Source organism: Stenotrophomonas sp. FSL W7-1447, assembly GCF_037966425.1.
Classification (GTDB): Bacteria; Pseudomonadota; Gammaproteobacteria; order Xanthomonadales; family Xanthomonadaceae; genus Stenotrophomonas; species Stenotrophomonas pavanii.
The window spans coordinates 2,521,179-2,546,821 of the sequence record NZ_CP150199.1 but is presented as its reverse complement, the minus strand read 5'-3'; the positions used below and the strand labels follow the sequence as shown (position 1 = coordinate 2,546,821).

21 protein-coding genes are annotated in these 25,643 nt (G+C 68.6%); 17 read left to right on the top strand and 4 right to left on the bottom strand.

Features of this window, described 5'->3' with window-relative positions:
• Positions 1-24: 24 nt before the first annotated feature.
• The 3 genes from xylA to NSQ78_RS12005 are packed head-to-tail and all read left to right on the top strand — an operon-like array spanning position 25 to position 5,376.
• On the top strand, positions 25-1,359 hold the full coding sequence (gene xylA, locus NSQ78_RS12015; protein ID WP_049467275.1) for a xylose isomerase: 1,335 nt from the start codon (positions 25-27) through the stop codon (positions 1,357-1,359).
• Positions 1,360-1,408: 49 nt separating this feature from the next.
• On the top strand, positions 1,409-2,818 hold the full coding sequence (locus NSQ78_RS12010) for a sugar porter family MFS transporter (RefSeq protein WP_064238577.1): 1,410 nt from the start codon (positions 1,409-1,411) through the stop codon (positions 2,816-2,818).
• On the top strand, positions 2,815-5,376 hold the full coding sequence (locus NSQ78_RS12005) for an exo 1,3/1,4-beta-D-glucan glucohydrolase (RefSeq protein WP_149901811.1): 2,562 nt from the start codon (positions 2,815-2,817) through the stop codon (positions 5,374-5,376). Before NSQ78_RS12010 ends, NSQ78_RS12005 begins: the two co-directional genes overlap by 4 nt.
• A gap of 70 nt (positions 5,377-5,446) precedes the next feature.
• Here the strand turns inward: NSQ78_RS12005 and NSQ78_RS12000 are convergent, their stop codons facing one another.
• On the bottom strand, positions 5,447-6,505 hold the full coding sequence (locus NSQ78_RS12000) for a LacI family DNA-binding transcriptional regulator (protein WP_080473193.1): 1,059 nt from the start codon (positions 6,503-6,505) through the stop codon (positions 5,447-5,449).
• 92 nt (positions 6,506-6,597) lie between these two features.
• On the opposite strand from NSQ78_RS12000, the gene NSQ78_RS11995 reads away from it, so the two are divergent.
• The 8 genes from NSQ78_RS11995 (at position 6,598) to NSQ78_RS11960 (ending at position 19,135) form a co-directional block, all read left to right on the top strand.
• On the top strand, positions 6,598-8,772 hold the full coding sequence (locus NSQ78_RS11995; RefSeq protein ID WP_064238576.1) for an alpha-glucuronidase family glycosyl hydrolase: 2,175 nt from the start codon (positions 6,598-6,600) through the stop codon (positions 8,770-8,772).
• Positions 8,769-10,757, top strand: a complete 1,989-nt coding sequence (locus NSQ78_RS11990; protein WP_064238575.1) for a sialate O-acetylesterase — start codon at positions 8,769-8,771, stop codon at positions 10,755-10,757. Before NSQ78_RS11995 ends, NSQ78_RS11990 begins: the two co-directional genes overlap by 4 nt.
• A 53-nt stretch (positions 10,758-10,810) precedes the next feature.
• Positions 10,811-12,505, top strand: a complete 1,695-nt coding sequence (locus NSQ78_RS11985; protein ID WP_080473191.1) for a glycoside hydrolase family 43 protein — start codon at positions 10,811-10,813, stop codon at positions 12,503-12,505.
• A gap of 74 nt (positions 12,506-12,579) precedes the next feature.
• Positions 12,580-15,198 carry a glycoside hydrolase family 3 protein gene (locus NSQ78_RS11980; protein WP_188238356.1) on the top strand — a complete coding sequence of 873 codons (2,619 nt, stop codon included), beginning with the start codon at positions 12,580-12,582 and terminating at the stop codon, positions 15,196-15,198.
• Between the two features lie 56 nt (positions 15,199-15,254).
• Positions 15,255-16,739 carry an MFS transporter gene (locus NSQ78_RS11975; protein WP_064238572.1) on the top strand — a complete coding sequence of 495 codons (1,485 nt, stop codon included), beginning with the start codon at positions 15,255-15,257 and terminating at the stop codon, positions 16,737-16,739.
• Between the two features lie 16 nt (positions 16,740-16,755).
• Complete coding sequence (locus tag NSQ78_RS11970) at positions 16,756-17,793, top strand: glycoside hydrolase family 43 protein (RefSeq protein WP_064238571.1); 1,038 nt, start codon at positions 16,756-16,758, stop codon at positions 17,791-17,793.
• Positions 17,783-18,628, top strand: coding sequence for an aldose epimerase (locus NSQ78_RS11965; protein ID WP_064238570.1), 846 nt, complete (start codon positions 17,783-17,785; stop codon positions 18,626-18,628). The genes NSQ78_RS11970 and NSQ78_RS11965 overlap by 11 nt, the downstream gene beginning before the upstream one ends.
• An 81-nt stretch (positions 18,629-18,709) precedes the next feature.
• Complete coding sequence (locus NSQ78_RS11960) at positions 18,710-19,135, top strand: Rap1a/Tai family immunity protein (protein WP_223224784.1); 426 nt, start codon at positions 18,710-18,712, stop codon at positions 19,133-19,135.
• 39 nt (positions 19,136-19,174) lie between these two features.
• Here the strand turns inward: NSQ78_RS11960 and NSQ78_RS11955 are convergent, their stop codons facing one another.
• The 3 genes from NSQ78_RS11955 to NSQ78_RS11945 all read right to left on the bottom strand — a co-directional run bounded on the left by NSQ78_RS11955 (position 19,175) and on the right by NSQ78_RS11945 (position 20,658).
• The gene (locus tag NSQ78_RS11955) at positions 19,175-19,726 is read right to left on the bottom strand and encodes a cysteine hydrolase (protein ID WP_049467294.1); all 552 of its coding nucleotides are present in this window, start codon (positions 19,724-19,726) and stop codon (positions 19,175-19,177) included.
• A 3-nt stretch (positions 19,727-19,729) separates the two neighbouring features.
• A complete protein-coding gene (locus NSQ78_RS11950) occupies positions 19,730-20,368 on the bottom strand; it encodes a DUF6766 family protein (protein WP_064238568.1) in 639 nt (212 codons plus the stop codon).
• Positions 20,369-20,469: 101 nt separating this feature from the next.
• On the bottom strand, positions 20,470-20,658 hold the full coding sequence (locus tag NSQ78_RS11945) for a hypothetical protein (protein WP_049467297.1): 189 nt from the start codon (positions 20,656-20,658) through the stop codon (positions 20,470-20,472).
• 148 nt (positions 20,659-20,806) lie between these two features.
• Between NSQ78_RS11945 and NSQ78_RS11940 the strand changes: the two genes are divergently transcribed.
• The 6 genes from NSQ78_RS11940 (at position 20,807) to NSQ78_RS11915 (ending at position 25,580) form a co-directional block, all read left to right on the top strand.
• Entirely contained in the window at positions 20,807-21,970 is a 1,164-nt protein-coding gene (locus NSQ78_RS11940) for a zinc-dependent alcohol dehydrogenase (RefSeq protein ID WP_064238567.1), read from the top strand.
• Between the two features lie 10 nt (positions 21,971-21,980).
• The gene (locus tag NSQ78_RS11935; RefSeq protein ID WP_064238566.1) at positions 21,981-22,487 is read left to right on the top strand and encodes a hypothetical protein; all 507 of its coding nucleotides are present in this window, start codon (positions 21,981-21,983) and stop codon (positions 22,485-22,487) included.
• Positions 22,488-22,589: 102 nt separating this feature from the next.
• Entirely contained in the window at positions 22,590-23,531 is a 942-nt protein-coding gene (locus tag NSQ78_RS11930) for an acyl-CoA/acyl-ACP dehydrogenase (RefSeq protein WP_064238565.1), read from the top strand.
• A complete protein-coding gene (locus NSQ78_RS11925) occupies positions 23,519-24,277 on the top strand; it encodes a PIG-L family deacetylase (RefSeq protein WP_064238564.1) in 759 nt (252 codons plus the stop codon). Before NSQ78_RS11930 ends, NSQ78_RS11925 begins: the two co-directional genes overlap by 13 nt.
• Positions 24,274-24,861 (top strand): SAM-dependent methyltransferase, encoded by a 588-nt coding sequence (locus NSQ78_RS11920; RefSeq protein WP_308306341.1) that lies wholly within the window; start codon positions 24,274-24,276, stop codon positions 24,859-24,861. Before NSQ78_RS11925 ends, NSQ78_RS11920 begins: the two co-directional genes overlap by 4 nt.
• Positions 24,858-25,580, top strand: a complete 723-nt coding sequence (locus tag NSQ78_RS11915; RefSeq protein ID WP_080473133.1) for a glycosyltransferase — start codon at positions 24,858-24,860, stop codon at positions 25,578-25,580. The genes NSQ78_RS11920 and NSQ78_RS11915 overlap by 4 nt, the downstream gene beginning before the upstream one ends.
• Positions 25,581-25,643: the final 63 nt, after the last annotated feature.

Below are 25,643 nucleotides of genomic sequence, written 5' to 3'. Positions count from 1 at the left end.
CGTACAACGACAGGAGCACGCACCATGAGCACGCAGCCCTTCATCGGCGCCAAGGAATACTTCCCCGGCATCGGCCGCATTCCGTTCGAGGGCAAGGGCTCGGACAATCCGCTTGCCTTCAAGGTCTACGATGCCCACCGGGTCATCGGCGGCAAGACCATGCAGGAGCACCTGCGCTTCGCCGTGTGCTACTGGCACACCTTCTGCAATGCCGGGCACGACCCGTTCGGCCCGGGTACCCGGCAGTTCCCGTGGGAGGCGGGCTCGCCGCTGGCCACGGCCGAAGCGAAAGTGGACGCGGCGTTCGAGTTCTTCACCAAGCTGGGCGTGCCGTACTGGTGCTTCCACGACATCGACCTGGCGCCGGATGCCGATGACATCGGCCAGTACCAGAAGAACCTCACGCACATGGTGGGCCTGGCCAAGGCGCGCCAGGACGCCACCGGCGTCAAGCTGCTGTGGGGCACGGCCAACCTGTTCTCGCACCCGCGCTACATGAACGGTGCATCGACCAATCCCGATTTCGCCGTGGTCGCGCGCGCCGCGGTGCAGGTCAAGGCTGCACTGGAAGCGACGGTCGAGCTGGGCGGCGAGCATTACGTGTTCTGGGGCGGACGCGAGGGCTATGCATCGCTCGCCAATACCCAGATGAAGCGCGAGATCGAGCACTTCGCGCGTTTCCTCACCCTGGCCCGCGACTACGGTCGCAGCATCGGCCTGAAGGGCAACTTCCTCATCGAGCCCAAGCCGATGGAGCCGATGAAGCACCAGTACGACTTCGACAGCGCCACGGTGGTGGGCTTCCTGAAGGAGCATGGGCTGGACAAGGACTTCAAGCTCAACATCGAGGCCAACCACGCCACGTTGTCCGGGCACACCTTCGAGCACGATCTGCAGGTCGCCTCGGATCATGGCCTGCTCGGCAGCATCGATGCCAACCGCGGCAACGCGCAGAACGGCTGGGACACCGACCAGTTCCCCAGTGATCTGTACGACACCGTGGGTGCGATGCTGGTCGTGCTGCGCCAGGGTGGGCTGGAGGGCGGGTTGAACTTCGATGCGAAGGTGCGCCGCGAGTCGACCGACCTGGAGGATCTGTTCATTGCCCATATCGGCGGCATGGACGCCTTCGCACGCGGGCTGGAGGTCGCCCATGCACTGCTGACCGAGTCGCCGTGGGAGCAATGGCGCAAGGAGCGCTACGCGAGTTTTGACAGCGGCGCCGGCCAGGAGTTCGAGCGCGGCACGCTCAGCCTGCCGGACCTGGCGGGCCTGGCCGCCCGCCTCGGCGAACCGCGCCAGGCCAGCGGCAAGCAGGAGCGTTACGAAAACCTGCTCAACCAGTACCTGCTGCGCTGAGCGCGGCAGGCAGGCCAACGGCGGCAACGGTGCACTCAAGGGGACGGGGATGAACCAGGCAGCAGGCAGCGGGGAGAACACCCGGCTGATCGTACTGATCAGCGTGGTAGCGACGATTGGCGGTTTTCTGTTCGGCTTCGACAGCGGTGTGATCAATGGCACCCAGGATGGCCTGCACCAGGCGTTCCGGTCCGGCGAATGGATGCAGGGGTTCGAGATCGCGTCGATGCTACTGGGCTGTGCGGTGGGCGCGTTCAGTGCCGGCCGCCTGGCCGACCGCCTCGGCCGTCGCAACGTGCTGATCCTGTCGGCGGTGATGTTCCTGCTGTCGGCACTCGGTGCCGGGGCGGCGGTCTCGTCAGGCTGGTTCATTGCGGCGCGGGTGGTGGGCGGATTCGCGGTCGGCGCGGCGAGCGTGATCTCGCCGGCCTACATTGCCGAGGTCGCTCCGGCCCGCTATCGCGGCCGCCTGGCCACGGTGCAGCAGATCGCCATCATCACCGGGCTCACCGCTGCCTTTCTGTCCAACTACCTGCTGGCGGCCGCGGCGGGCGCGTCGACCCAGCCGCTGTGGGCCGGGCAGGCCGCCTGGCGCTGGATGTTCTGGATGCAGGCGGCGCCATCGCTGGCGTTCCTGCTGCTGTTGCTGACCATTCCTGAGAGCCCGCGCTACCTGGTGGTGAAGCGGCGCAAGGACGACGCGCTGCGCGTGCTCACCCGGCTGCTCGGCAGCGATAAGGCCCGCGCCACGCTCGAAGAGATCGATGCCTCGCTGTCCAACGACCACCATCGCCCGCGCCTGTCCGACCTGAAGAGCCGGGCGACCGGGCGGATTCGCCCGATCGTGTGGGTCGGCGTCGGCCTGGCCTGCTTCCAGCAGCTGGTCGGCATCAACGTGGTGTTCTATTACGGCGCCGTGCTGTGGCAGGCGGTCGGGTTCTCCGAGAACGACGCGTTGCTGATCAACGTGCTGTCCGGCGCGCTGAGCATCGGTGCCTGCGTGGTCACGGTACTGCTGATCGACCGGATCGGCCGCAAGCCGTTGTTGTGGTTCGGCTCGGCCGGGATGTCGCTGTCACTGGCACTGGTGGTGGTGGCCTTTGCCAGCGGTTCGCTGGCCGACGGGCACCTGCAGCTGCCCGGTCGCATGGGCACGCTGGCACTGGTGGCGGCCAATGCCTACGTCGTGTTCTTCAACCTGTCCTGGGGGCCGGTGATGTGGGTGATGCTGGGCGAGATGTTCCCGAACCAGATCCGCGGTTCGGCCCTGGCGGTGGCCGGCGCGGCGCAATGGACGTCCAACTTCGTGGTGACGGTGACGTTCCCGATGCTGCTGGCTGCGGCCGGGCTGGCGGCCACCTACGGCATCTACCTGGTGGCGGCGATCATCTCGGTGATCTTCGTGGTCCGGCATGTGCACGAGACCAAGGGCAAGGAACTGGAGCAGATGGAAGGATGAGCACCATGGCATTGCAGACCTCCGTATCCCGCAGCGGCGTGCTGGTCGCCGTGCTGGCGCTGGCATTGCTGGGCTGCCACGGCCAGGACCGGCCCGGCGCCACTGCGGCAACCGGCAGCGACCCGTGGCCGCAGGTCACCTGGCCACTGGCCGAGGATCCTGCGCTGGAGAAGCGGATCACCGACCTGATGGCCGGCATGACGGTGGAGGAAAAGGTCGGCCAGCTCGTGCAGGGCGACATCGCCAGCCTCACTCCCGATGACGTGCGGCGCTACCGCCTCGGTTCGATCCTGGCCGGTGGCAATTCCGACCCGGGTGGCCGCTACGACGCGTCACCGGCCGAATGGCTGGCGCTGGCCGATGCGTTCTATGACGCGTCCATGGATACCTCCAACGGCGGCAAAGCCATTCCAGTGCTGTTCGGCATCGATGCCGTGCATGGGCAGAGCAACATCATTGGCGCCACGTTGTTCCCGCACAACATCGGGCTGGGTGCCACGCGCAATCCGGAGCTGCTGCGGCAGATCGGTGGCATCACCGCCCTGGAGACCCGCGTCACCGGCATGGAGTGGACGTTCGCGCCGACCGTTGCGGTACCCCAGGATGATCGCTGGGGCCGCACCTACGAGGGCTACTCGGAATCGCCCGAGGTGGTGGCCAGCTACGCGGGGGCCATGGTGGAGGGATTGCAGGGCAGGGTAGGGACGCCCGAGTTTCTCGATGGCCGTCATGTGATCGCGTCGGTGAAGCACTTCCTCGGCGATGGCGGTACGACCGGTGGCAAGGACCAGGGCGACACGCGCATCAGCGAGCCCGACCTGGTGCGCATCCACGCGGCCGGATATCCCCCGGCGATCGCCGCCGGAGCGCAGACGGCCATGGCCTCCTTCAACAGCGTCAACGGTGAAAAGATGCACGGGCACCGGCATTACCTCACCGACGTGCTCAAGGGGCGCATGCAGTTCGGTGGCTTCGTGGTCGGCGACTGGAATGGCCACGGGCAGGTCAAAGGCTGCACCACCACGGACTGCCCGGCCACCATCAACGCTGGCCTGGACATGGCGATGGCGTCGGACAGCTGGAAGGGCTTCTACGAGACCACGCTGGCAGCGGCGAAGGACGGGCGGATTTCATCGCAGCGCCTGGATGACGCGGTGCGCCGCATCCTGCTGGTCAAGTTCCGGCTCGGCCTGTTCGAAGCGGGTCGGCCGTCGTCGCGGGCCGTTGGTGGCCAGTTTGCACTGATCGGCGCGCCCGAACATCGCGCGGTGGCCCGCCAGGCGGTACGCGAATCGCTGGTGCTGCTGAAGAACCAGAACGGCCTGCTGCCGCTGTCGCCGAAGCAGCGGATCCTGGTGGCCGGCGACGGCGCCGACGATGTCGGCAAGCAGGCCGGCGGCTGGACGCTCAACTGGCAGGGCACCGGTACCACCCGCAAGGACTTTCCCAACGCGGACTCGATCTACGAGGGCATCGCGCGGCAGGCCACGGCGGCCGGCGGTGAGGCCGTGCTTGCCGTTGACGGCCGCTACGCGGTGAAGCCCGACGTGGCCGTGGTGGTGTTTGGCGAAGACCCCTATGCCGAGTTCCAGGGGGACCGGCCCACCTTGGCCTACAAACCGGGCGACGAGACGGACCTGGCGCTGCTCAGGCGGCTCAAGGCCGAGGGCATCCCGGTCGTTGCGGTCTTCCTGAGCGGGCGGCCGCTGTGGGTGAACCGGGAAATCAACGCCGCCGATGCCTTCGTGGCCGCCTGGCTGCCGGGCTCGGAAGGCGGCGGCATCGCCGATGTGCTGCTGCGCCGGGCCGATGGCCGCGTGCAGCACGATTTCAAGGGCAGGCTCGGTTTCAGCTGGCCGCGTACCGCTACTCAGTACGCCAACAACGTGGGCCAGAAGGACTACGACCCGTTGTTCGCATTCGGCTTCGGCCTGACCTATGCCGACAAGGGCGACCTGCCCGTGCTGCCCGAGGCGTCGGGCCTCACCGGCAACGAAGGCGCGTCCGGCGTGTTCTTCGCGCGCGGTGACGCGGGCCCCGGCATGGCGCTGCGGATCGAGGATGCGGCAGGGCAGGGGTTGAACGTGACCCGCGTGCCGGATGCCTTGCCCGACGACCGGTTGAAGATCACCGGCGTGGATCACCTGGCCCAGGAAGACGGGCGGCGGCTGGCGTGGTCGGGCAACGGCGAGGCTGTCGTCGCGCTGCAGTCGCACACGCCACTGGACCTGCAGCGCGAGGCCAACGGTGACCTGATGCTGTTGACCACGTTGCGCGTTGATGCGGCACCGCGTGGCCAGGCATGGCTGTCGGTAGGCTGTGGTGCCGGCTGTTCGGCGCGGATCGCCATCGCGCCCACCTTGGCCGCCATGCCGGCGGGCCAGTGGACGCGGGTGGGCGTTCCGCTGAAATGCCTGGCTGCGGCCGGTGCGAAGCTGGATGCGCTCGACCGGCCCTGGGCGCTGGCCACGGCCGGCACCATGACGCTCTCGGTGTCCCGCGTCGCCCTGGGGGCATTGAACGAGGCGCAGGTCACGGTGCGCTGCGATGCGCGATGATCATCCGCACCGCAGCCATCGCTGCCGGTACATGCACCGCGGGGCCACGCGCGTGAGCCAGGCGCGAGCGCTATCGGGGCTTGGGCGGCGCGGCGACCGAATCACGTGCGATCAACCGGTGCGGCACCACGTGGTCGCGCAGCACGGGCGTATCGCCACTGGGACGGCGGATGGTGCGCAGCAGGATGTCGATCGCCGCGTTGGCCATGAAGGCGATCGGCTGGTGGATCGTGGTCAGTTCCGGCCACACGGTGGTTGCGGCCGAGGTGTCATCGAAGCCGACCACCGACAGGTCGCGCGGGACGTCCAGTCCGCGCCGATGCGCCACCGAAATGGCGGCCGCGCCCATGTCGTCGTTGCTGGCGAAGATCGCCGTCGGCGGCCGGCGCTGGGACAGCATTTTTTCGGCTGCGGCCAGGCCGGACCGGTAGGTATAGTCGCCATGCTGGACCAGGCCGGGTTCCACCGCCAGCCCCGCCTCGCGCAGCGCCGTGACGAAGCCGTCGTAGCGCAGCGCACTCGCGCTCAGGTCAGTGCGTCCGCGGATGAATCCGATACGGGTGTGCCCCTGGCGGAGCAGGTGCTCGGTCATTTCCCTGCCGGCGCTGAAATCGTCGATGCGGACACAGGACAGGGCGTCGCTCAGGCGACCCGATGCGATGGCCACCACCGGAATGCCTGCCTTGACCAGTTCGCTTACCGCGGCCTGCGATTCGCACAGGGGCGGCGGCAGGATCACCCCGTCGACGCGCCCGGCAAGCGCACGCGCCGCCTTGCGCTCGGACTCGGCATCCAGGTTGTCCCAGTAGTCGATGACCAGCTGGAGCGCGGAACTGGACGCGACACGCAGCAGCCCCACCAGCAGCTCGCGCAGGTAGGCGCCGCTGGGGTTGGTATAGATCAGGGCAATGCGCGTGTGCTGCGCGGCGGCCAGCGAGCTGGCGGCAAGATTGGGCGTATAGCCCAGCTCGCGCACGGCGCGCAGCACGCGCTCGCGGGTGACATCACGCACCTTGCCCTGGTTGATCACCCGCGACACGGTCATCGGCGAAACGCCGGCAAGGGCCGCAACCTCGTCGATGGTCACGCCTGCGGTTCTGCGGCGAACCGACTTCTTCGGCTTGTCCAATGCACGATCCCTTTGGTCTTGGTGGCGCTGCCGCGCCGGTGCGCGGGACGATGATGAACCGTCGCGGGCCCGGCCGTAGTCTACAAAGGCGCATGTTAACGCCGTTGTTCCGCGCTGTCGGCAAGCGGCTGTGCGCCCTCCTGGCGCTGCTGGCGTGCGCCGGCGGCGTGCATGCGGAGGACGGCTACGCGTTGTGGATGCGTTACGTGCCGGTTGCCCCGGCGGTCGCCGCCGAGTACCGGCTGCAACTGTCGGAGGTGGTTGCGCCGGACCGCACGCCGGTCCAGCGTGCCACCCGCGATGAGCTGGCGCGCAGCCTGCCAGGCTTGCTGGGATCGGCCCCGCCGATGCGGACGGCGATCAGCTCCGGCCATGCCCTGGTGCTGGGTACGCCGCAGTCCTCGGCCCTGGTCGCCGCGTTTGGCAAGGAGATCGCCACGCTGGGCGACGACGGGTTCCTGATCCGGCGGGTCCGGATCGACGGACGCGATGTGCTGCTGGTGGCGGCGCGCGGGGACGTCGGCGTGTTGTATGGCACGTTCCATCTGCTGCGCCTGCTGCAGCGTGGCACGTCGCTGCTGGGGCTGGAGGTGCGTGAGTCGCCACGGGTCGCCCTGCGTGTGCTCGACCATTGGGACAACCTGGATCGCTACGTCGAGCGCGGCTATGCGGGCAGCTCGCTGTGGGACTGGCAGACCCTGCCGCACTGGCGGGATCCGCGCTACACCGATTACGCGCGGGCCAACGCCTCGCTCGGCATCAACGGCACCGTCCTGAACAACGTCAATGCCAGCGCCCTCAGCCTGTCGCCGGCCTATCTGGCCAAGGCGGCCGCGTTGGCCGACCTGTTCCGTCCCTACGGCATCCGGGTGTACCTGAGCGCGCGTTTCAGTGCGCCCATCGAGTTGGGCGGGCTGGCGACCGCCGATCCGTTCGATCCGGGTGTACAGCGCTGGTGGCGCGATAAGGTCGATGAGATCCATGCGCTCATTCCGGATTTCGGCGGCTTCCTGGTCAAGGCAAACTCGGAGGGGCAACCCGGCCCGCAGGACTACGGTCGTTCCCACGCCGACGGTGCCAACCTGCTGGCCGACGCACTGGCGCCGTACAACGGCGTGGTGATGTGGCGGGCCTTCGTGTACTCGCACGAAGTGCCCGATGATCGCGCCAAGCAGGCCTACAGCGAATTCGTCGGGCTCGACGGTGCCTTCCGCCCCAACGTGATCGTGCAGGTGAAGAACGGCCCCATCGACTTCCAGCCGCGCGAGCCGTTCCATCCGCTGTTCGGCGCCATGCCACGCACGCCGCTGATGCTGGAACTGCAGATCACCAAGGAGTACCTGGGCTTTGCGACACACCTGGTGTATCTGGGAACGCTCTACCAGGAAGTGCTGCAGGCCGATACCCATGCCCGCGGCGAAGGCTCCACGGTCGCCCGCGTGGTTGATGGCTCGCTGGAGGGGCATGCGCTGACCGGCATCGCCGGCGTCGCCAACATCGGCGTGGACCGCACCTGGAGCGGCTCGCATTTCGACCAGGCCAACTGGTATGCGTTCGGGCGACTGGCCTGGGATCCACGGCAGTCCGCGCGCGGCATCGCCGAGGACTGGGCCGCGCTGACCTTCTCGCCCGACCCGCAGGTGACCGGCCCGATCGTGCGGATGATGATGGACTCGCGCGAGGCGGCGGTGGATTACATGACGCCGCTGGGCCTGCATCACCTGATGGCGCGCGGCCATCACTACGGCCCTGGCCCCTGGGTGGACGGGGGCCCGCGCGCGGACTGGACGTCGGTGTACTACCACCGCGCAGGCCGCGACGGCATTGGTTTCGACCGCAGCGCCCGCGGAAGCAACGCGGTGGGCCAGTATGCGCCGCAGGTGGCCGAGGTCTATGGCGACCCGGCGCGGGTGCCCGAGTCGCTGCTGCTGTGGTTCCATCATGTGCCGTGGGATCACCGCATGCGCTCGGGCAGGACGCTCTGGGACGAACTGGTCGGGCGCTATTCGCGCGGCGTACGCCACGTGCAGTCGATGCAGGTGACCTGGGCAGGCCTGCGCGACCGGATCGATCCGCAGCGGCATCGGCACGTCGCTGCGTTCCTGCAGATCCAGCGCGACGAAGCGCAATGGTGGCGTGATGCCAGCGTGGCGTACTTCCAGTCACTCAGCGGACGGCCGCTGCCAGCCGGCGAACGGCCACCGCCGCATCCGTTGGCGTACTACCAGGCGTTGCAGTTTCCTTTCGCACCCGGGGATGGTCGATGAGCCGGATCGGATGGGCCGCGCGTGCGGCGGCGTTGATGGTGCTGGCGTGGCCTGCCGTGCCGGTCGCGGCCGCTGAAACGGCAGGGTTGCTGCACCCGCTGTTCCAGGACCACGCGGTCCTGCAGCGTGACCAGCCGATCGCCGTCTGGGGCCAGGCCCGGGCCGGGGAGGTGGTGTCGGTGACCTTCGCCGGCCAGGCGGTGACCACCCACGCCGACGCCACGGGCCGCTGGCAGGCGACGCTGCCTGCCACCGGCGCAGGCGGGCCGTACACCCTGGAGGCCGCCGCCGGGCCCCGGCGTGAGTCATTGCGCGATGTGCTGGTCGGCGACGTCTGGTTGTGCGCGGGCCAGTCGAACATGGAACTTCCGGTGTGGCGCTCGCTCAACGCAGCCAGCGAGATCGCCGCGGCCACGATCCCACGCATGCGGCTGTTCACTGTGCCGCACGCCGCGGCCGTGCAGGCACAGGCGCATTTCAATGGTCGTGTCGCATGGGCGCCGGCAACGCCCGATGCGGTCCGCGACTTCTCGGCGGCCTGCTTCTACTTCGCCCGCGAGCTGCAGCGCACGGTCGACGTGCCGATGGGGCTGATCCAGGCGGCGTGGGGCGGCTCGCGGATCGAGGCCTGGACCCGTGCCGATGCACTTCGAGGGCAGGGCGGCATGGACGAGTCCCTTGATATCCTCGCGCGGTCCGCGCGTGATCCGCTGGCGGCACGCGCAGCCTGGGGCCGCTACTGGCAGCACTGGTGGGCCACGCGTGAGGGCGCGCTGCCCGGCGACGCGCCCTGGCGCGCGGACACCGATGACCGCGGATGGTCGCGCGCACCGGCGGCGTTGGGGGCGTGGGAGCGGTGGAACGTGCCCGCGCTTGCCGACTACAACGGCATGGTCTGGTATCGAACGCAGGTGGTGCTGAGCGCTGGACAGGCTGCACGCGGCGCGACCCTGGAGCTGGGATCGGCCGACGAGGCGGACGTGACCTGGGTGAACGGCGTTGCCGTGGGCAGCCAGTACGGCGCCGGCGAGAGGCGCTACCCGTTGCCCCGCGGCCTGTTGAAGACAGGGTTGAACAGCGTTGCGGTCAACGTGCTCGACACCTACGGCGAAGGTGGCCTGGCGGGCCCCGCGACGGCACACGGCCTGCGGCTCGACAACGGTGAGCGGGTGGTACTCCAGGCGCCGTGGAAGTACCGGGTGGCGCCGGGCCAACAGGCGCCGCCATTTGCCCCCTGGCAGGCCGCCACCGGGCTGTCGACGCTGTACAACGGGATGATCGCGCCGCTCGGCGGCGTCGGGCTGCGCGGCGTGCTCTGGTATCAAGGGGAATCGAACACCGGCGAGGGCGCGACGTATGCGCTGCGCCTGCGTGCGCTGCGCGACGACTGGCGGCGGCAGTTCGGCGCACGCCTGCCCCTGTTGCTGGTGCAGCTGGCCGGTTATGGCCAGCCACCGGTTGCGCCGGCCGACAGCGGCTGGGCACAGGTGCGCGAGGCGCAGCGGCGGGTTGCGGCCGAAGATGCGCAGAGCGGGCTCGCCATCGCCATCGACATCGGCGATGCCTACGACATCCATCCACCGAACAAGCAGGAGCTCGGGCGCCGCCTGGCGCGCGTGGCGCGCCACGTCGTGTACGGCGAGCAGGACGTGGCGCCTTCAGGTCCGCGGGCGGTCACCGCGGTGCGGACGCCCGCGGGAGTGGCCATTGCGTTCGAGGACGTCGACGGCGCACTCACCGCGACCGGCGCGGCGGGTCCGATCGGCTTTGAACTCTGCGGGTCGGAGCGCGATACCCGCCACTGCGAGTACGGCGACGCTGCACTGGAGGGGCACCGGGTGCTGCTGCGCGGCCCGCTGTCGAGGCGTGCAACGCATGTCCGCTACTGCTGGGCCGATGGCCCGGTGTGCACGCTGCGCGACCGCAGCGGGGCGCCGGCAGGCCCCTTTGAACTTCCCATTGCCGAAGCCGAGACGCGACGATGATGACGTTGTCCAAGCAGTCCCCTCCGGCCCGCGACAGGGCCGGCCTGAGGTCACTGGTGCGCCCCCTGCTGGCGGCGGCACTCCTGCTGTCGGCCGCAACCAGCCTGGCCAGCGCGCCGCCGGACGCACCGCCGGTGTACTTCGACTGGTTTGAATACCGCGGCCACGACGCGGCGTTCGACACGCCGCTGCCGGCCGGCCACTACCGCAATCCAGTGCTGGCCGGCTTCCATGCCGATCCCAGCATCGTGAGCGCGAACGGCCGGTTCTACCTGGTCAATTCCAGCTTCACGTACTTCCCGGGCATTCCGGTGTTCGAGAGTGCCGACCTGGTGCACTGGAAGCAGATCGGCAATGTGATCGAGCGGCCGACGCAGCTGGACTTCGACGGGTTGAGCGTCTCCCGCGGCATCTTCGCCCCCACCATCGAGTACCACGATGGGGTCTTCTACGTGGTGACCACGGCCACCGACAGTGGCGGCAACTTCATTGCCACCGCGCGCGACCCGGCCGGGCCATGGTCGGACCCGCACTGGCTGCCCGGCATCGACGGCATCGATCCATCACTGCTCTTCGATGACGACGGCAAGGTGTACCTGATCAACAACGACGCGCCGCCCGGCACACCCCGCTATGACGGCCACCGCGCGATCTGGATGCAGCAGATCGATCTGGCCGCCTTCCAGCCGGTGGGGCCGCGACGGGTGCTGGTCGATGCGGGCGTGGAGCCAGCGAAGAACCCGATCTGGATCGAAGGCCCCCACATCTACAAGCGCCAGGGCTGGTATTACCTGTCCGATGCCGAAGGCGGCACCGGGCCGCAGCACTCGCAGGTGGTGCTGCGCAGCCGCACCGTGTGGGGCCCGTATGTCCCCTACGCGGGCAATCCGATCCTGACCCAGCGCGAGCTGCCCGACGACCGACCGCTGCCGATCACCAATGCCGGCCATGCCGACCTGGTCGAAGGCCCGGATGGCTCGTGGTGGGCGGTGTTCCTGGCCAGCCGCAACTATCAGAAGCGCCACTACAACACCGGGCGCGAGACCTATCTGCTGCCGGTGCGCTGGCAGGACGGCTGGCCACGGATCCTGCCGACCGACCAGGCCATCCCCTACGTGGCCAAGGCGCCGTCGTGGATGCAGGGCGAGGCATCCCAGGCCCCCTCGACCGGCAACTTCGTCGAGCGCGACAACTTTGATGGCCCGACGCTTGATCGCCAGTGGCTGCGCGTGCGGGTGCCCAAGCATGCCTGGGCCGACCTGGCCACGCGTCCGGGAATGCTGGCCGTGCACCCGCTTGCCGAGGACCTGGACACGCTGCGTAATCCGGCGTTCCTTGGCCGACGCCAGCAGCACCTGCAGTTCGAGGCGAGCACCGCGATGAGCCGCCCCGGGCCTGGCGTGGCGGCCGGCCTGGCCGCGTTCCAGAGCGAGGCGTACTGGTATTTCCTGGGCGTTCGCAGCCTGCCGGACGAGCGGCTTGCGCTGTTCCTGGAAGTCCGTGACGGCGGTGGCAGTACGCGCACACTGGCCACCCGCGAAGTGCGGGCACCGGAGGCGTTGCGGCTGAAGATTGCCGGCAACGAGGGGGACTACACGTTCTCGTTCGACACAGGCGACGGGCAGGGCTGGCAGCTGCTCGCAGGCAAGGTGGATGGCACCGTTCTGAGTACGGACCGGGCAGGCGGCTTCGTAGGCGCACTGCTGGGTCCCTTTGCGCGCGATGAGCGCACCGGGAGGAGCAAATGAAGTTGCCGTCACTGTCCATCGCCGCCCGTCGCAGCAGGTTGCACGGCCTGCCGCTCCTGGCCGTCCTGGCATGCATGGCGACCGTCGCGTCGGCGGCATCGCCGCAGCCCTGGCTGGATCCTTCGGCCAGCTTCGAGCAACGGGCCGCCGCACTCGTCGCGCAGATGACGCTGGAAGAGAAGGCCGCGCAGATGCAGAACGCTGCGCCGGCGATCGAACGCCTGGGAGTGCCCGCCTACGACTGGTGGAACGAGGGACTGCACGGCGTGGCACGGGCAGGGCAGGCCACGGTGTTTCCGCAGGCAATCGGCCTGGCCGCGACCTTCGACGTGCCGTTGATGGGGCAGGTGGCCACGACCATCAGCGACGAGGCCCGCGCGAAGCACCACCAGTTCCTCCGCGAAGGCGCGCACGGGCGTTACCAGGGGCTGACCTTCTGGTCGCCGAACGTCAACATCTTCCGCGACCCGCGCTGGGGTCGTGGACAGGAAACCTATGGCGAGGATCCCTACCTCACCGCGCGGATGGGCGTGGCCTTCGTGCGCGGCCTGCAGGGCGACGATCCGGTCTACCGCAAGCTGGACGCCACCGCCAAGCATCTGGCGGTGCACAGCGGCCCGGAAGCCGACCGCCATCACTTCGACGCACGCCCGAGCCGTCGTGACCTCTACGACACCTACCTGCCGGCGTTCGAAGCGCTGGTCAAGGAAGGCGACGTGGATGCGGTCATGGGCGCCTACAACCGCGTGTACGGCGAGTCCGCCAGTGCCAGCCGCTTCCTGCTGCGTGATGTGCTGCGGCGCGACTGGGGCTTCAAGGGCTACGTGGTCTCGGACTGCTGGGCCATCGTCGACATCTGGAAGCACCACCGTATCGTCGCCACGCGCGAAGCCGCCGCGGCGCTGGCGGTCAGGAACGGCACCGAGCTGGAATGTGGCCAGGAGTACGCCACGCTGCCTGCCGCAGTGCGCCAGGGGCTGATCAGCGAAGCGGAGATCGACGATGCGGTGACGCGCCTGTTCACCGCACGGATGCGACTGGGCATGTTCGATCCGCCGGAGCGGGTGCGCTGGGCGCGCATTCCGGCGTCGGTGAACCAGGCCCCGGCCCATGATGCGCTGGCTCTCAAGGCCGCGCAGGCGTCGCTGGTGCTGCTGAAGAACGACGGCATCCTGCCGCTCTCGCGCGACCTCAAGCGCATTGCCGTGGTCGGACCCACCGCCGACGACACCATGGCACTGCTCGGCAACTACTTCGGCACACCGGCGGCGCCGGTCACGATCCTGCAGGGCATACGCGAGGCGGCCAAGGGCGTCGAGGTGCGCTATGCCCGCGGCGTGGACCTGGTGGAAGGGCGCGACGATCCCGGTGCCACGCCGCTGATCGAGCCCACCTTCCTGCGGCCATCGGCGGACTCGCCCGAGCGTGGCCTGCGCGGCGAGTACTTCCGCACGCCAGACCTGTCCGGCACTCCGGCCCTGGTGCGTACCGACGCGCAGATCGGCTTCCGTTGGGACCGCGGCTCGCCGACCGACAACCTGCTGGCGCGCGGCGAAGCGGCACCGGGGCAGGGGATCCCGAACGACCGCTTCAGCATCCGCTGGAGCGGCCAGCTGCTGCCGCCGGTGTCCGGCCGCTATCGTCTGGAGGTGGCCGGCGACGATGGCTACCGGCTGTATCTGGACGGCAAGCGCGTGATCGATCACTGGGTAAACAGTGACCGGCTGCATGCGGAAGGCATTGAAGTCGACCTGCAGGCCGGGCGGGCCTATGAGCTGAAGCTGGAGTACTACGACGACCAGCGCGATGCCGGCGTGCGCCTGGGCTGGCGCATGCCCGGCGCCAAGGCGCCGTTCGATGAAGCGCTCGATGCCGCACGCGATGCCGACGTGGTGGTGTTCGTCGGTGGCCTTACCGGCGATGTCGAAGGCGAGGAGATGACCGTCAACTATCCCGGCTTTGCCGGCGGTGACCGCACCGATCTGCGGCTGCCTGCGCCCCAGCGCACCCTGCTGGAGGCCCTGCACGGCACCGGCAAGCCGGTGGTGATGGTGCTCACCGGCGGTTCGGCCATCGCCGTGGACTGGGCGCAGGCACACCTGCCGGCGATCCTGATGAGCTGGTACCCGGGCCAGCGCGGCGGCACTGCCGTCGGCCAGGCGCTGTTCGGCGACATCAATCCGGCGGGTCGCTTGCCGGTCACCTTCTACAAGGCCGGCGAAGTGATGCCGGCGTTCGACGACTACGCCATGGAGGGCCGCACCTACCGCTACTTCCACGGTACCCCGCTGTATCCGTTCGGCCACGGGCTGTCGTACACGCGGTTCGAGTACGGAGGCCTCCGCCTGGATGCGGATGCGATCCGCGCCGACGGCCACCTGCGCGTGCAGGTGGACGTGGCGAACGCCGGCAGCCGCGCCGGTGACGAGGTGGTGCAGCTGTATGTACGACGCGAGCGCGGCAGCGCGGGCGACGCCGTGCAGGAGCTGCGCGGCTTCCAGCGTGTCCACCTGGCTCCGGGCGAACGCCGCACGGTGGCATTCACCCTGGAGGCGCCGCAGGCGCTGCGCCACTATGACGGCGCCCGCGCCGCGTACGTGGTGCGGCCGGGTGCCTACGAGGTCAGGGTCGGGGCGTCCAGTGCGGATGTGCGTGCGCAGGGCAGGTTCACGGTGGTGCCCACGCATGACTGATCGTCACCGCCGGCCACTCCCATCCGTTCAGATCCCTTTTCCAGGACGTCCGCTGCATGGCAAGCACTGAACACGCGCTATCGGTACGCGAAAAGCTCGGCTACAGCCTGGGCGATCTCGCGGCCAACCTCATCTTCCAGACCCTGATCACCTATCTGGCGTTCTTCTACACCGACGTCTATCGCCTGCCGGCTGCTACGGCGGCAACGATCATCTTCGTGGTCGGCCTGCTTGGCGCATTCGTGTTCACCCCGTTGATCGGCATCGCGGCCGACCGCACGTCCACGCGCTGGGGGCGCTTCCGCCCGTGGATCCTGTGGACGGCCATTCCGTTCGGCGTGCTGTCACTGCTGGCGTTCAGTACACCGGACCTGGGCGAACGTGGCAAGGTGGTCTACGCGCTGACCACCTACGCGCTGCTGGTCTGCGTCTACGCTGCGAACAACCTGCCGTACTCCGCGTTGAGCGGTGTACTGACCGGCAGCATGGCCCAGCGCAACAGCCTCTCGGCCTACCGGTTCGTGGCCGTGATGATCGCGCAGTTCATCATCCAGGTGCTGTTGATGCCACTGGTGCTGATCCTGGGGGACGGCGACCGGGTGCGCGGCTTCGAACAGGTGATGACCGCGTTCGCCATCATCGGCACGCTGTTCTTCCTGATCACCTTCGCCACCACCCGTGAACGCATCGTGCCGACCCGCGAGCAGAGTGGCGGCGTACTGCAGGACCTGTCCGACCTGCTGCACAATCGGCCGTGGCAGGTGATGCTCGCGCTGACCGTGCTGGTGTTCATCAACCTGGCGCTGAAAGGCGGCAGCTACATCTATTACTTCCAGTACTACATGAGTGAGGCGGCACTGGCCGCATTCCTGCAGGGTTCGGGATTCAATGGGCTGATCGGCGGCTTGAACGCCGGCCTGGCCCGTGCCGGCTTTGCGGCATTCACCTGGCCCACGGATGCCGCCACCTCGGCTTTCAGCCTGTTCAACGCCTGCGGCATCCTCTGCATGATCCTGGGCATCGGCCTGTCGCGACGGCTCGCCGACCGCTTCGGAAAGCGCGATGTCTTTGGCGGCGCGCTGTTCGTCTCGACGTTGTTCCTGCTCGCCTTCTACTTCTTCCCGCCCACCGCGGTCGCCGTGGCCTTCGGCGCCTTCATGCTGCATGGCTTCTGCTACGGCATCACCATCCCGCTGCTGTGGGCGATGATCGCGGACGTAGCGGATTACTCCGAGTGGAAGAACCACCGCCGCGCCACTGCGATCATCTTCTCGGCGATGCTGTGCGGCCTGAAGATCGGCCTCAGCGTGGGCGGTGCACTGGTGGCCGCCATTCTTGCCCACTACGGCTACCAGGCGGGCCTGGCACAGCAGCCCGAGGCGGTGGTGGAAGGCATACGGCTGACCGTCAGCGTGTACTGCGCCATTCCTTTCCTGCTCGCGGTGGCGCTGCTGTTCGCCTACGAGATCGACAAGCGTGCCGAAACCCGCATCGAACAGGATCTCCTGCTGCGTCGCCGCTCCGCCGACGCTTCCGCTTAACTCCAAGATGACGACCATGATCGACCTCTCTGCCGGTGAAGACGGCCGGGCCCGTGAAGCCCGTCTGGCGCAGCTCGCCACGCATGCCATTTCGCAACCGCTGGTGACCCACATCTACACCGCCGATCCCTCGGCACATGTATTCGAGGGGCGCGTGTACATCTATCCGTCGCATGACATCGACGGCGGGCAGCCGTTCGACGATGAGGGCGGCCATTTCGGCATGCAGGATTACCATGTGCTGCGGATGGATACGCCCGACAGCGCCGCCGTCGATTGCGGCTGCGTGCTGCACGTACGCGACGTGGCCTGGGCCCGCAAGCAGATGTGGGCGCCTGATGCAGCCTGTCGCGACGGCCGCTACTACCTCTACTTCCCGGCCAAGGATGCCAGCGGTCGCTTCCGCATCGGCGTGGCCATCGGTGAGCGTCCCGAGGGACCGTTCGTTCCCCTCGCGGAACCGATGAAGGGAGCCTACTCGATCGACCCGGCCGTGTTCGAAGACGACGACGGCAGCCACTACCTGTACTTCGGCGGCATCTGGGGCGGGCAGTTGCAGAAGTATCGTGACAACCAGTACGACGACGCCCACCAGGAGCCCGAGGGCAGCGCACCGGCCCTGGGCCCGCGCGTGGGCCGGCTGGACGCGGGCATGACCGAGCTGGCCGAAGCCACGCGCGAGGTACAGATCCTGGATGAGCATGGCCAGCCACTGCGCGCGGATGATCACGCGCGACGCTTCTTCGAGGGGCCCTGGCTGCACAAGTACCAGGGCCGGTACTACCTCTCGTATTCCACCGGCAACACGCACCTGCTGTGCTATGCGGTGGGCGACAGCCCCTACGGGCCGTTCACCTATGGCGGCGTGATCCTCACGCCGGTCGTGGGCTGGACCACGCACCACTCCATCTGCCAGTTCGAAGGGCAGTGGTACCTGTTCTATCACGATGCACTGCTGTCGGGCGGCGTCACCCACCTGCGCTCGGCCAAGTGCACGCCGCTGCACATGGAGCCGGACGGCAGCATCCGCACGATCGATCCCTATGGTGCGTGAGCGCGTGCCGGCGGTGGACGATGCGCTCGCCGCGCTGCCGGCCGGTGAGCTGCACTGGCTGAGGTGTGGCGACCTGGAGGTCGCGCTGGCGACAGGGGCAGGCGGGCGCGTGGCGCACCTGCGCTACCGCGGCATGGAGTGGCTGGTGGATGCGCAGCAGGCGGGTCCGGCCGCCATCGCGTGGGGCTGCTACCCGATGGTGCCGTGGGCCGGGCGCATCCGTCGGGGACAGTTCCGCTTCGATGGCGCGCCGCACGCGCTGCCGCTCAATTTCGGCGGGCATGCCATCCATGGCGTGGGCTTCACGCGGCCCTGGCAGGTCGAGCGCATGGAGGCGGCCACGGCCACGCTGTCGCTGGCGCTGCCGTGCGACAGGTACTGGCCGTTTGGCGGCGTTGCAACGCAGGAGGTCGCTCTGCAGCCTCACCGCCTGCAGCTGCGTCTTTCGGTCCAGGCAGGCGAGCGCGCGATGCCGGCGGTGCTGGGCTGGCACCCCTGGTTTCTCAAGCCAGAGCGGCTGCTGTTCTCGCCCCGCGCGATGTACCCGCGGGACGTGGAGGGCATCGCCACGCTGCCCGCAGTCGATCCTGTTCCCGGTCCCTGGGACGATTGTTTCATCGCCGACAGTGACATCACCCTGCTGCGTGGTGGCCAACGACTGCGACTGCGGTCAGACCACGACCATTGGGTGGTCTACGACGGCGCGTCACACGCGACCTGCGTCGAACCGCAGAGTGGCCCGCCGGACGGCTTCACCCTGGCGCCGCATCGGCTGGAGCCGGGGCAGCGGCTGGCGTTGACGTTCGAACTGGCGTGGTCGGTCGACAGCGCTTGAGCCGGGCGCACGGACGGATATGGCGGGGTCCTGCAGGGTCTGGTACATACTTCTGTGACCTCCAGCAGCAGACCGGCCACCATGAACCCTGCCAACAGCGGGCGCTCCACCGCGCCGCCGCGCCGCCTCTTCCCGATGTGGGCACTGGGTCTTGCCTGCCTGTGGGCAGGCAGCGCATCGACGGCCGCGGCCCCGCAGGCACGTACGTGGTTCGTCACTGGAAGCGAGCTGGTGTCGCTGTTGCAGGGGAACGCGGCGGACGGATTCTGCGCCGGCGAGCAGTGCCGCTCCCAGTCCAGCGCCCGCGCCAGCGCGTATATCCAGGGTGTCGCCGATGCCAGTCGTGGGCACTGGTGTGGACAGGGCCAGATCCTGCCGCACGAACTGGTGGATCGCGTTGCCACGCACCTCCGGCAGCTGCCGCAGCGCCGTCTGCATGAGGATGCGTCGGTGCTGGTGGTGGAAGCGCTGGAGCAGGCCTTCCCGTGCGGCCCGGCAGGGAAGTGAGCCGGTGCAGCGTCCGGCCGGCCGTGCCGGGCGCAGCTGTCAGCCGCGCGCAGGCATCCTGAAGCGCTCCACCTGCGCCGCACCGGAATTGGCGAGCAGGGCCATGGCACGCCGTTTCGCGGCAGGCAGCCCGGCAACGGCCTCTGGCGCCACCCGCACCTCGAATTCCCTGGCGTTGGCATCCAAGGCGGTGGCCAGGACACAGGAGTCCGCCGTCATCCCGCTGAGCCAGAGGCGGCGCACGCCCAGTTTGGCCAGCAGGATCGGCAAGGGGCTGGCCAGGAAGGCAGAGTGCTTGGGCTTGAGCACGAAATAGTGGTCGGCAGTGGGAGACAGCATCGTGGCAATCCGGGCGGCCGGGCCGCCATCCTGCACGCACTGCGCCACCTGCTGGCGGAAATCCTGCTTCCACTCCGAAAAGTTGTCGTTGGCATAGATCACCGGCCACTGCCGTGCGTCGAAGCGATCGCGCAGGCGCCGGATCTGGCTGGCCGCCGCCTCCGCGCTGGGGACCAGCTGCGCTGCCCCGGGAAAATCAAAACGACTGAACATGTCGATGATCAGCAACGCGGTCGCTGGGTGCTTCTGCATGGCTCAATCTCCGGTCTGCGCATGCGGCGCCTCGACCGCCTTGGACTGCGGTGAATCCTTCTGGCGCAGGAAGATCGTCAGCACCACCAGGGACAACACGGCCAGGAACTCACTCTGCCAGTTCTGCATGGATTCGAACCAGAACGTGCTGCTGGCCAGGTGTTCGAGGAAGCCGGGGCCGGGCAGGCCCTGCAACTGCTGTTCGGCTTGTTCGGCCCGCCAGCTCCCCAATGCATGCAGCGTAAAGCTGAGCAGGAACAGCAGCCCGAACGCAATAGCCAGTGAGTGGCCGTAGAGAACCTTCCACACGCCACCGCGCCTGACCGGCCATGGCGTGGGACCTGGCTCGACGCGGCTGTGTTCCTGCGCCGGATCGAACGGCCGCGACTCGGCCGAGCCACGCTGGCGCAGGATGACCGTGAGCAGCACGTACATCCCCATCTGCAGGAATTCGCTTTCCCAGTTCTCGAACGTGGCGCTGACGAAATGACCCGTGGCCAGGTAGTGCCAGAGATCGAGCGGCGCGCGGCCGTGCTCGACCAGCTCCTGGTTGTGCACGTGGTGCCCCGCTATCGCCTGCCCGATGATGAACACTGCAGTGAGCGCAAGCAGTACCAGCGACAGACCATTGCGTTTCCACATGCAGCACCTCGTTCAGGTCACTCCGGAAGGCATGTCATGGAGCGTGATCGGGTCGCGGACAAGCATCCGTGAATCCTGCGCATCCAGCGCGTGAGACGGACTCAACGCCGCCCGGTGGGATCGGGATCGGGCCGCTCGTAGTCTTCCGGCACGGCCTTGGGGCCATCGCCATCGTCAGGCATGTCGTGGTCCTTCCACCTGGCGTGGTCATTGCGCCGCTTGTCCGGCGTGTGCGCCTTCGACTGATCGTCCACGTCTGTGGTTGGATTGAAAGGCAGTTTGTCGTTCATGTGCAGCTCCTGCGGCGGGAACCTGAAGCCTGCCGCAGGCCGGGTTAACGCGACGACGCTGCGCAATGAACACCGTGCACACCCGGATGTCACTGTCACGGGATGGAGGCATTGCGATGCTGGACGCCCGACCTCCTGGAGCAGCGCGATGCAGGCATTGACCTACCACGGCCGCAAGGATGTGCGCGTCGAGACTGTGCCCGACCCGGTACTGGCCGCCGAAGACGACCTGATCCTGCGGGTGACTGCCACCGCGATCTGTGGGTCGGACCTGCACCTCTACCGGGGCAAGATTCCCGATCTGCACGACGGCGATGTCCTCGGCCACGAATTCATGGGCGTCGTGGAAGAGGTCGGCAGCGGCGTGACCCAGGTGAAACCGGGCGATCGGGTGGTGATCCCGTTCGTGATCGCCTGTGGTGAGTGCTTCCACTGTCGGCTGGCCGAATATGCTGCGTGCGAAACCACCAATCCGGGCAAGGGCGCGGCGCTGAACCAGAAGGGCATACTGCCGCCGGCGGCACTGTTCGGTTACAGCCACCTGTACGGGGGCGTGGCCGGCGGCCAGGCAGAATTCGTCCGCGTACCGAAGGCCAACGTGGGCCCGTTGCGCATTCCGGACGGCGTGGCCGACGAGCAGGTACTGTTCCTGTCCGACATCCTGCCCACCGGCTACCAGGCTGCACTGAACGCGGGCGTCAAGGCGGGCTCGACCGTGGCGATCTTCGGGGCAGGGCCGGTCGGGTTGATGAGTGCCGCCTGCTGCCGCCTGCTGGGCGCCGAGACCATTTTCATGGTCGATCACTTGCATTACCGCCTGGACTACGCGCGGCGTGCCTACGGGGTGACGCCGATCGACTTCAGGGAGATCGAGGATCCGGCCGACTACATCCTTGCCCAGACAAGCGGCCGGGGCGTGGATGCCTGCATCGAGGCGGTGGGCTTCGAGGCCGAGGGCAGTGCGCTGGAGTCAGCGTTGACCGCCGTGAAGCTGGAAGGGAGCAGCGGCGTTGCGATCCGGCAGTGCATCGCGGCAGCACGTCGCGGCGGCGTGGTCAGCATTCCGGGGGTCTATGCCGGTTTCATCCATGGATTCCTGCTGGGTGATGCGTTCGACAAGGGGCTCACGTTCAAGATGGGGCAGACCCATGTGCAGGGCCTGATGCCCGAGCTGCTTGACGCGATCATGGAAGGAAAGCTGGACCCGGGTGACATCATCTCGCACCGGATGCGCCTTGCCGATGCAGCGCAGGGGTATGCCCTGTTCGATGCGAAGGATGACGATTGCCGCAAGATCGTGTTGACGCCCTGAGCCCGGGGCGATGAGCGCGATCCTCATGGCCGGCGTCTACGCACTGTGGCTGGCGGCCGGTGCGCTGGACTTCCATTTCCACCGGCGCACCGACCTGCCACATACCTCGGGGCTGCGCGAGAGCGTGCTGCATGGGATCCAGCTCGTGCTGATCGGCGGTGGCGTACTGGCCTGGCTGCTGCTGGCCAACACCTGGTCACTTGCCGCCCTGCTGGCCGTGCTGGTCCTGGCCCATGCAATCGCCGGCTACCTGGATACGGCCAGCGCTGACCGGCGGCGACGGATCAGCCCGGCCGAGCAGCATGTGCACAGCGTGCTGGATGCCGCGCCGTGGATCCTGCTGGTCTGGGTCGGCTGGCTCGCGCAGCCGCAGTGGGCATTCCGTGCGCAACCTGCGGCGCCCGAGGTGGCGGCGCTGCTCGTAGTGCCGGCGCTCGGCCTGGTGGTCCTGCCGTGGCTATGGGAGTTGCTGCGCTGCATCCGCGCACGGCGAGACCGTCGGCAGGCGGGTGCGTGAGGATCGTCGCGCAGAGTATTCATGCGCCGGCCACACCTCCAAGGCAGTGATGTGACCGCCTGCCGCCTACGGTCATCGCCTGTCCCCACTGCAGATCCCTTCATGCAGGATGTGTCATCGCCTACACCGCTGGCCAACCGCGCCCGCCAAGTGCTGGTCCAGCAGCCCGAACTGCCGTTGCCGGGAAGCGGCCGCACACTGCAGCGCTGGCAGGCGCTGGCCGCCTGGGGGGCAGAGGACCTCTGCCTGGCCAAAGTGCTGGAAGCGCACCATGACGCGCAGGCGATCCTCGCCGAACTGAAGGCGCCTTCCGCAGCAGAAGGCAAGCTGCTGGCGGTATGGGCGGCCGAGGGACCCGCCAACACGCTCCGCATTGACAGCGAGGGCAGGCTGCGCGGCGACAAGCCGTGGTGCTCCGGAAGCGCCTGGGTGGACGCGGCGCTGGTAACGGTCCGCAATGCGCAGGGCGTATGGCTGTGCCAGGTGTCGGCCGGTCAGTGGAACACGCTGGAGGGCGAGCCGTGGCCGGCCGTCGGCATGGCCGGCATTCCGTCCACCACGGTGCGGTTCGACGGTGCGCAGATGGCGCTTGTCGGCACGCGCGACGACTATCTGCAGCGCCCCGGTTTCTGGCACGGCGGCGCGGGCATCGCCGCGGTCTGGCTTGGTGCGGCCGTCGCCCTGGCCGAGCGCATGCGGCCGGCCTGCAGCAGGGGCCACCGCGCGCGGTTGCTGGGCGAAGTGGACCTGGTCCTGGGCCCGGCCACGGCGCTGCTGCGCGAACTGGCGGCGCGCATCGATGCGGAGCCGGGATCAGCGCATCGGGAGGACGTGGTGCGCGTGCGCTGCGTGGTCGAGCGCGCGGCGACGCGCGTGCTCGATCTGGCAGGTCGGGCGCTGGGGCCGGCGCCGATGTGCCTGGAGCAGGCGCATGCCCGTCGCTGGGCCGACCTGACGGTATTCATGCGGCAGAGCCATGCCGACCGCGACTGGGAATGGCTGGGTGAGCAGCGCGCCACCGAGGAGGCAACATGGGCGCTGTAGCCAGCACGCCCCTGCAGGGGACCGGCACACAGGAGCAGGCCTGGTTGCGCTGCCAGTGGCTGTGGCAGCATCCGGCCACTTCGGCGGCCACACTGCTGGCCGGCCATGAGCGGGTGGTGGTGGTCGCACCCCATCCCGACGACGAGATCCTTGGCTGCGGCGGCCTGCTTGGCCACGCCGCGGGCCAGGGCATGCAGGTCCGCGTCGTCGCGGTAACCGATGGCGAGGCGTGCTATCCACACGAGCGCTGGTGGACGCCGGAGCGCCTGCGCTCGGCACGGCGCGCCGAGCTTGCCGCAGCGCTGGGCGAGCTCGGCATCCCGGCCGGCTCCGCGTTCCACCTTGGCATTGCCGACGGCGCGGTCAGTGCGCACGAACAGGGCCTGGAGGACTGGCTGCAACAGTACCTGCAGCCGCGCGACCTGGTACTGGCACCCTGGCGCTTCGATGGGCACCCCGACCACGAAGCGGCAGGCCGTGCTGCCTGCCGGGCCGCGCGTACGGTGGGCTGCCGGCGCCTGGAGTATCCAGTGTGGGGCTGGCACTGGCTGGACCCGGCCTGTGCGCACATGGCCTGGGAGGCGCCCGAACTGCTCGACATCGCCGACGTCGTGGCCGCCAAGCGCAACGCGATCGCCCACTTCCGCACCCAGACCGGCGCAGTGCCGGGGCTGCACAGCCCGCCGGTGCTGCCAGCCCATGTATTGACCCGATTCTTCCGGAACCACGAGGTTTTCCTGGCATGAGCGCGCAACCGTACTTCGACGAACTGCATGAGCAGGAGGACCCCTTCGGCTACCGCAGCCGATGGTATGAGGAGCGCAAGCGAGCGCTGCTGCTGGCCAGCCTGAGCCAGCGCCAGTTCCATCGGGGCTGGGAGCTGGGGTGCTCCAACGGGGTGCTGACCGAGGCCCTGGCGGGCCGCTGCGAGCGGCTGCTGGCCACCGACATCAGCCCGCGTGCGGCCTTCCGCGCCCGCCGCAACCTGGCCCACCTGCCGCATGTCCAGGTCCACTGCGCCAGCCACCCCGAGCAATGGCCGCCGGGTCGCTTCGACCTGATCGTCTGCGGGGAGATGGGCTACTACCTCGGCACAGGCGCACTGCAGGCGCTGCGCGCCGGCATCGGCCAGGCACTGCGCGATGACGGGCTGCTGGTGGCCTGCCATTGGCTGCCGTCCTTCCCCGGACGCGCGAGCCGCACCGAAGTCGTGCATCGGTGCCTGGGCGAGGGGCTGCAGGAGGCCTTCCGCTATCGTGACGCGGACTTCGTGCTGCAGGGCTGGACGCGCGGCGCGCTGTCGCTGGCCCGCAACGAGGGACTGCGGTGATCGGTGTCCTGGTGCCGGCACACAACGAGGCGGCCAGCATGGCGCGCTGCCTGCAATCGATCCGAAGGGCGGCGCTGCATCCCGGGCTGCGCGGCGAGGCGGTGCAGGTGGTGGTTGCGCTGGACGATTGCTCCGATGCGACCGCGTCCATCTGCCGGCAGCAGCGGGTCGATACAGTGCGGCTGCAGGCACGCTGCGTCGGTGTTGCCAGGGCAGCGGCTGCGGCCCAGTTGCTGCAACAGGGAGCGCGCTGGCTGGCCAGTACCGATGCCGACAGCGAGGTGCCTCCGGAATGGCTGGTCGCCCAGCTGGCGGGCCGCTGCGACGCCTTCTGCGGACTGGTGGACATCGCGAGCACTTCCCGGGACGGCAGGCGCCTGCGTCGCGCGTTCCGGAAAGGGCAGCCTTGGGGCGACGATCACGGGCGCATCCACGGCGCGAACCTCGGTGTCTCTGCCCGCGCCTATCGTGCCGCGGGGGGCTTTGCGCCCCTGCGCTGCGGTGAAGATGTCGCGTTGGTCAGCCGGCTGCAGTGCCTGGGCGCCGACGTCCGCTGGGCCGGTGCGCCCGTGGTCATGACCAGCGCCCGCCTCGTGGGGCGCGCCACCGGAGGATTCGCGACCTACCTGTCCGGGATCGAGGGGGCGCGTGCCGACGTGCCACGCGGAACCCTGCACGCGCATGAAGGGCTGGTCAACACGGTGCTGAATTGGGGATAGCGTGAGGCCTGCACGCCTGTCCTTTACGGCCCCGCGACGCCGCGGGCCCTAGAGTGGAGGGCT

Excerpts from the sequence above, each read along its gene's own strand:
- NSQ78_RS11950 (WP_064238568.1), bottom strand. The coding sequence starts at position 20,368 with ATGTGGAAACGCAATGGTCTGTCGCTGGTACTGCTTGCGCTCACTGCA.
- xylA (WP_049467275.1), top strand. The coding sequence starts at position 25 with ATGAGCACGCAGCCCTTCATCGGCGCCAAGGAATACTTCCCCGGCATC.
- NSQ78_RS12010 (WP_064238577.1), top strand. The coding sequence starts at position 1,409 with ATGAACCAGGCAGCAGGCAGCGGGGAGAACACCCGGCTGATCGTACTG.
- NSQ78_RS11980 (WP_188238356.1), top strand. The coding sequence starts at position 12,580 with ATGGCGACCGTCGCGTCGGCGGCATCGCCGCAGCCCTGGCTGGATCCT.
- NSQ78_RS11990 (WP_064238575.1), top strand. The coding sequence starts at position 8,769 with ATGAGCCGGATCGGATGGGCCGCGCGTGCGGCGGCGTTGATGGTGCTG.
- NSQ78_RS11995 (WP_064238576.1), top strand. The coding sequence starts at position 6,598 with ATGTTAACGCCGTTGTTCCGCGCTGTCGGCAAGCGGCTGTGCGCCCTC.
- NSQ78_RS11945 (WP_049467297.1), bottom strand. The coding sequence starts at position 20,658 with ATGAACGACAAACTGCCTTTCAATCCAACCACAGACGTGGACGATCAG.
- NSQ78_RS11960 (WP_223224784.1), top strand. The coding sequence starts at position 18,710 with ATGAACCCTGCCAACAGCGGGCGCTCCACCGCGCCGCCGCGCCGCCTC.
- NSQ78_RS11920 (WP_308306341.1), top strand. The coding sequence starts at position 24,274 with ATGAGCGCGCAACCGTACTTCGACGAACTGCATGAGCAGGAGGACCCC.
- NSQ78_RS11935 (WP_064238566.1), top strand. The coding sequence starts at position 21,981 with ATGAGCGCGATCCTCATGGCCGGCGTCTACGCACTGTGGCTGGCGGCC.
- NSQ78_RS11965 (WP_064238570.1), top strand. The coding sequence starts at position 17,783 with ATGGTGCGTGAGCGCGTGCCGGCGGTGGACGATGCGCTCGCCGCGCTG.
- NSQ78_RS12005 (WP_149901811.1), top strand. The coding sequence starts at position 2,815 with ATGAGCACCATGGCATTGCAGACCTCCGTATCCCGCAGCGGCGTGCTG.
- NSQ78_RS11930 (WP_064238565.1), top strand. The coding sequence starts at position 22,590 with ATGCAGGATGTGTCATCGCCTACACCGCTGGCCAACCGCGCCCGCCAA.
- NSQ78_RS11970 (WP_064238571.1), top strand. The coding sequence starts at position 16,756 with ATGATCGACCTCTCTGCCGGTGAAGACGGCCGGGCCCGTGAAGCCCGT.
- NSQ78_RS11975 (WP_064238572.1), top strand. The coding sequence starts at position 15,255 with ATGGCAAGCACTGAACACGCGCTATCGGTACGCGAAAAGCTCGGCTAC.
- NSQ78_RS11955 (WP_049467294.1), bottom strand. The coding sequence starts at position 19,726 with ATGCAGAAGCACCCAGCGACCGCGTTGCTGATCATCGACATGTTCAGT.
- NSQ78_RS11940 (WP_064238567.1), top strand. The coding sequence starts at position 20,807 with ATGCAGGCATTGACCTACCACGGCCGCAAGGATGTGCGCGTCGAGACT.
- NSQ78_RS11925 (WP_064238564.1), top strand. The coding sequence starts at position 23,519 with ATGGGCGCTGTAGCCAGCACGCCCCTGCAGGGGACCGGCACACAGGAG.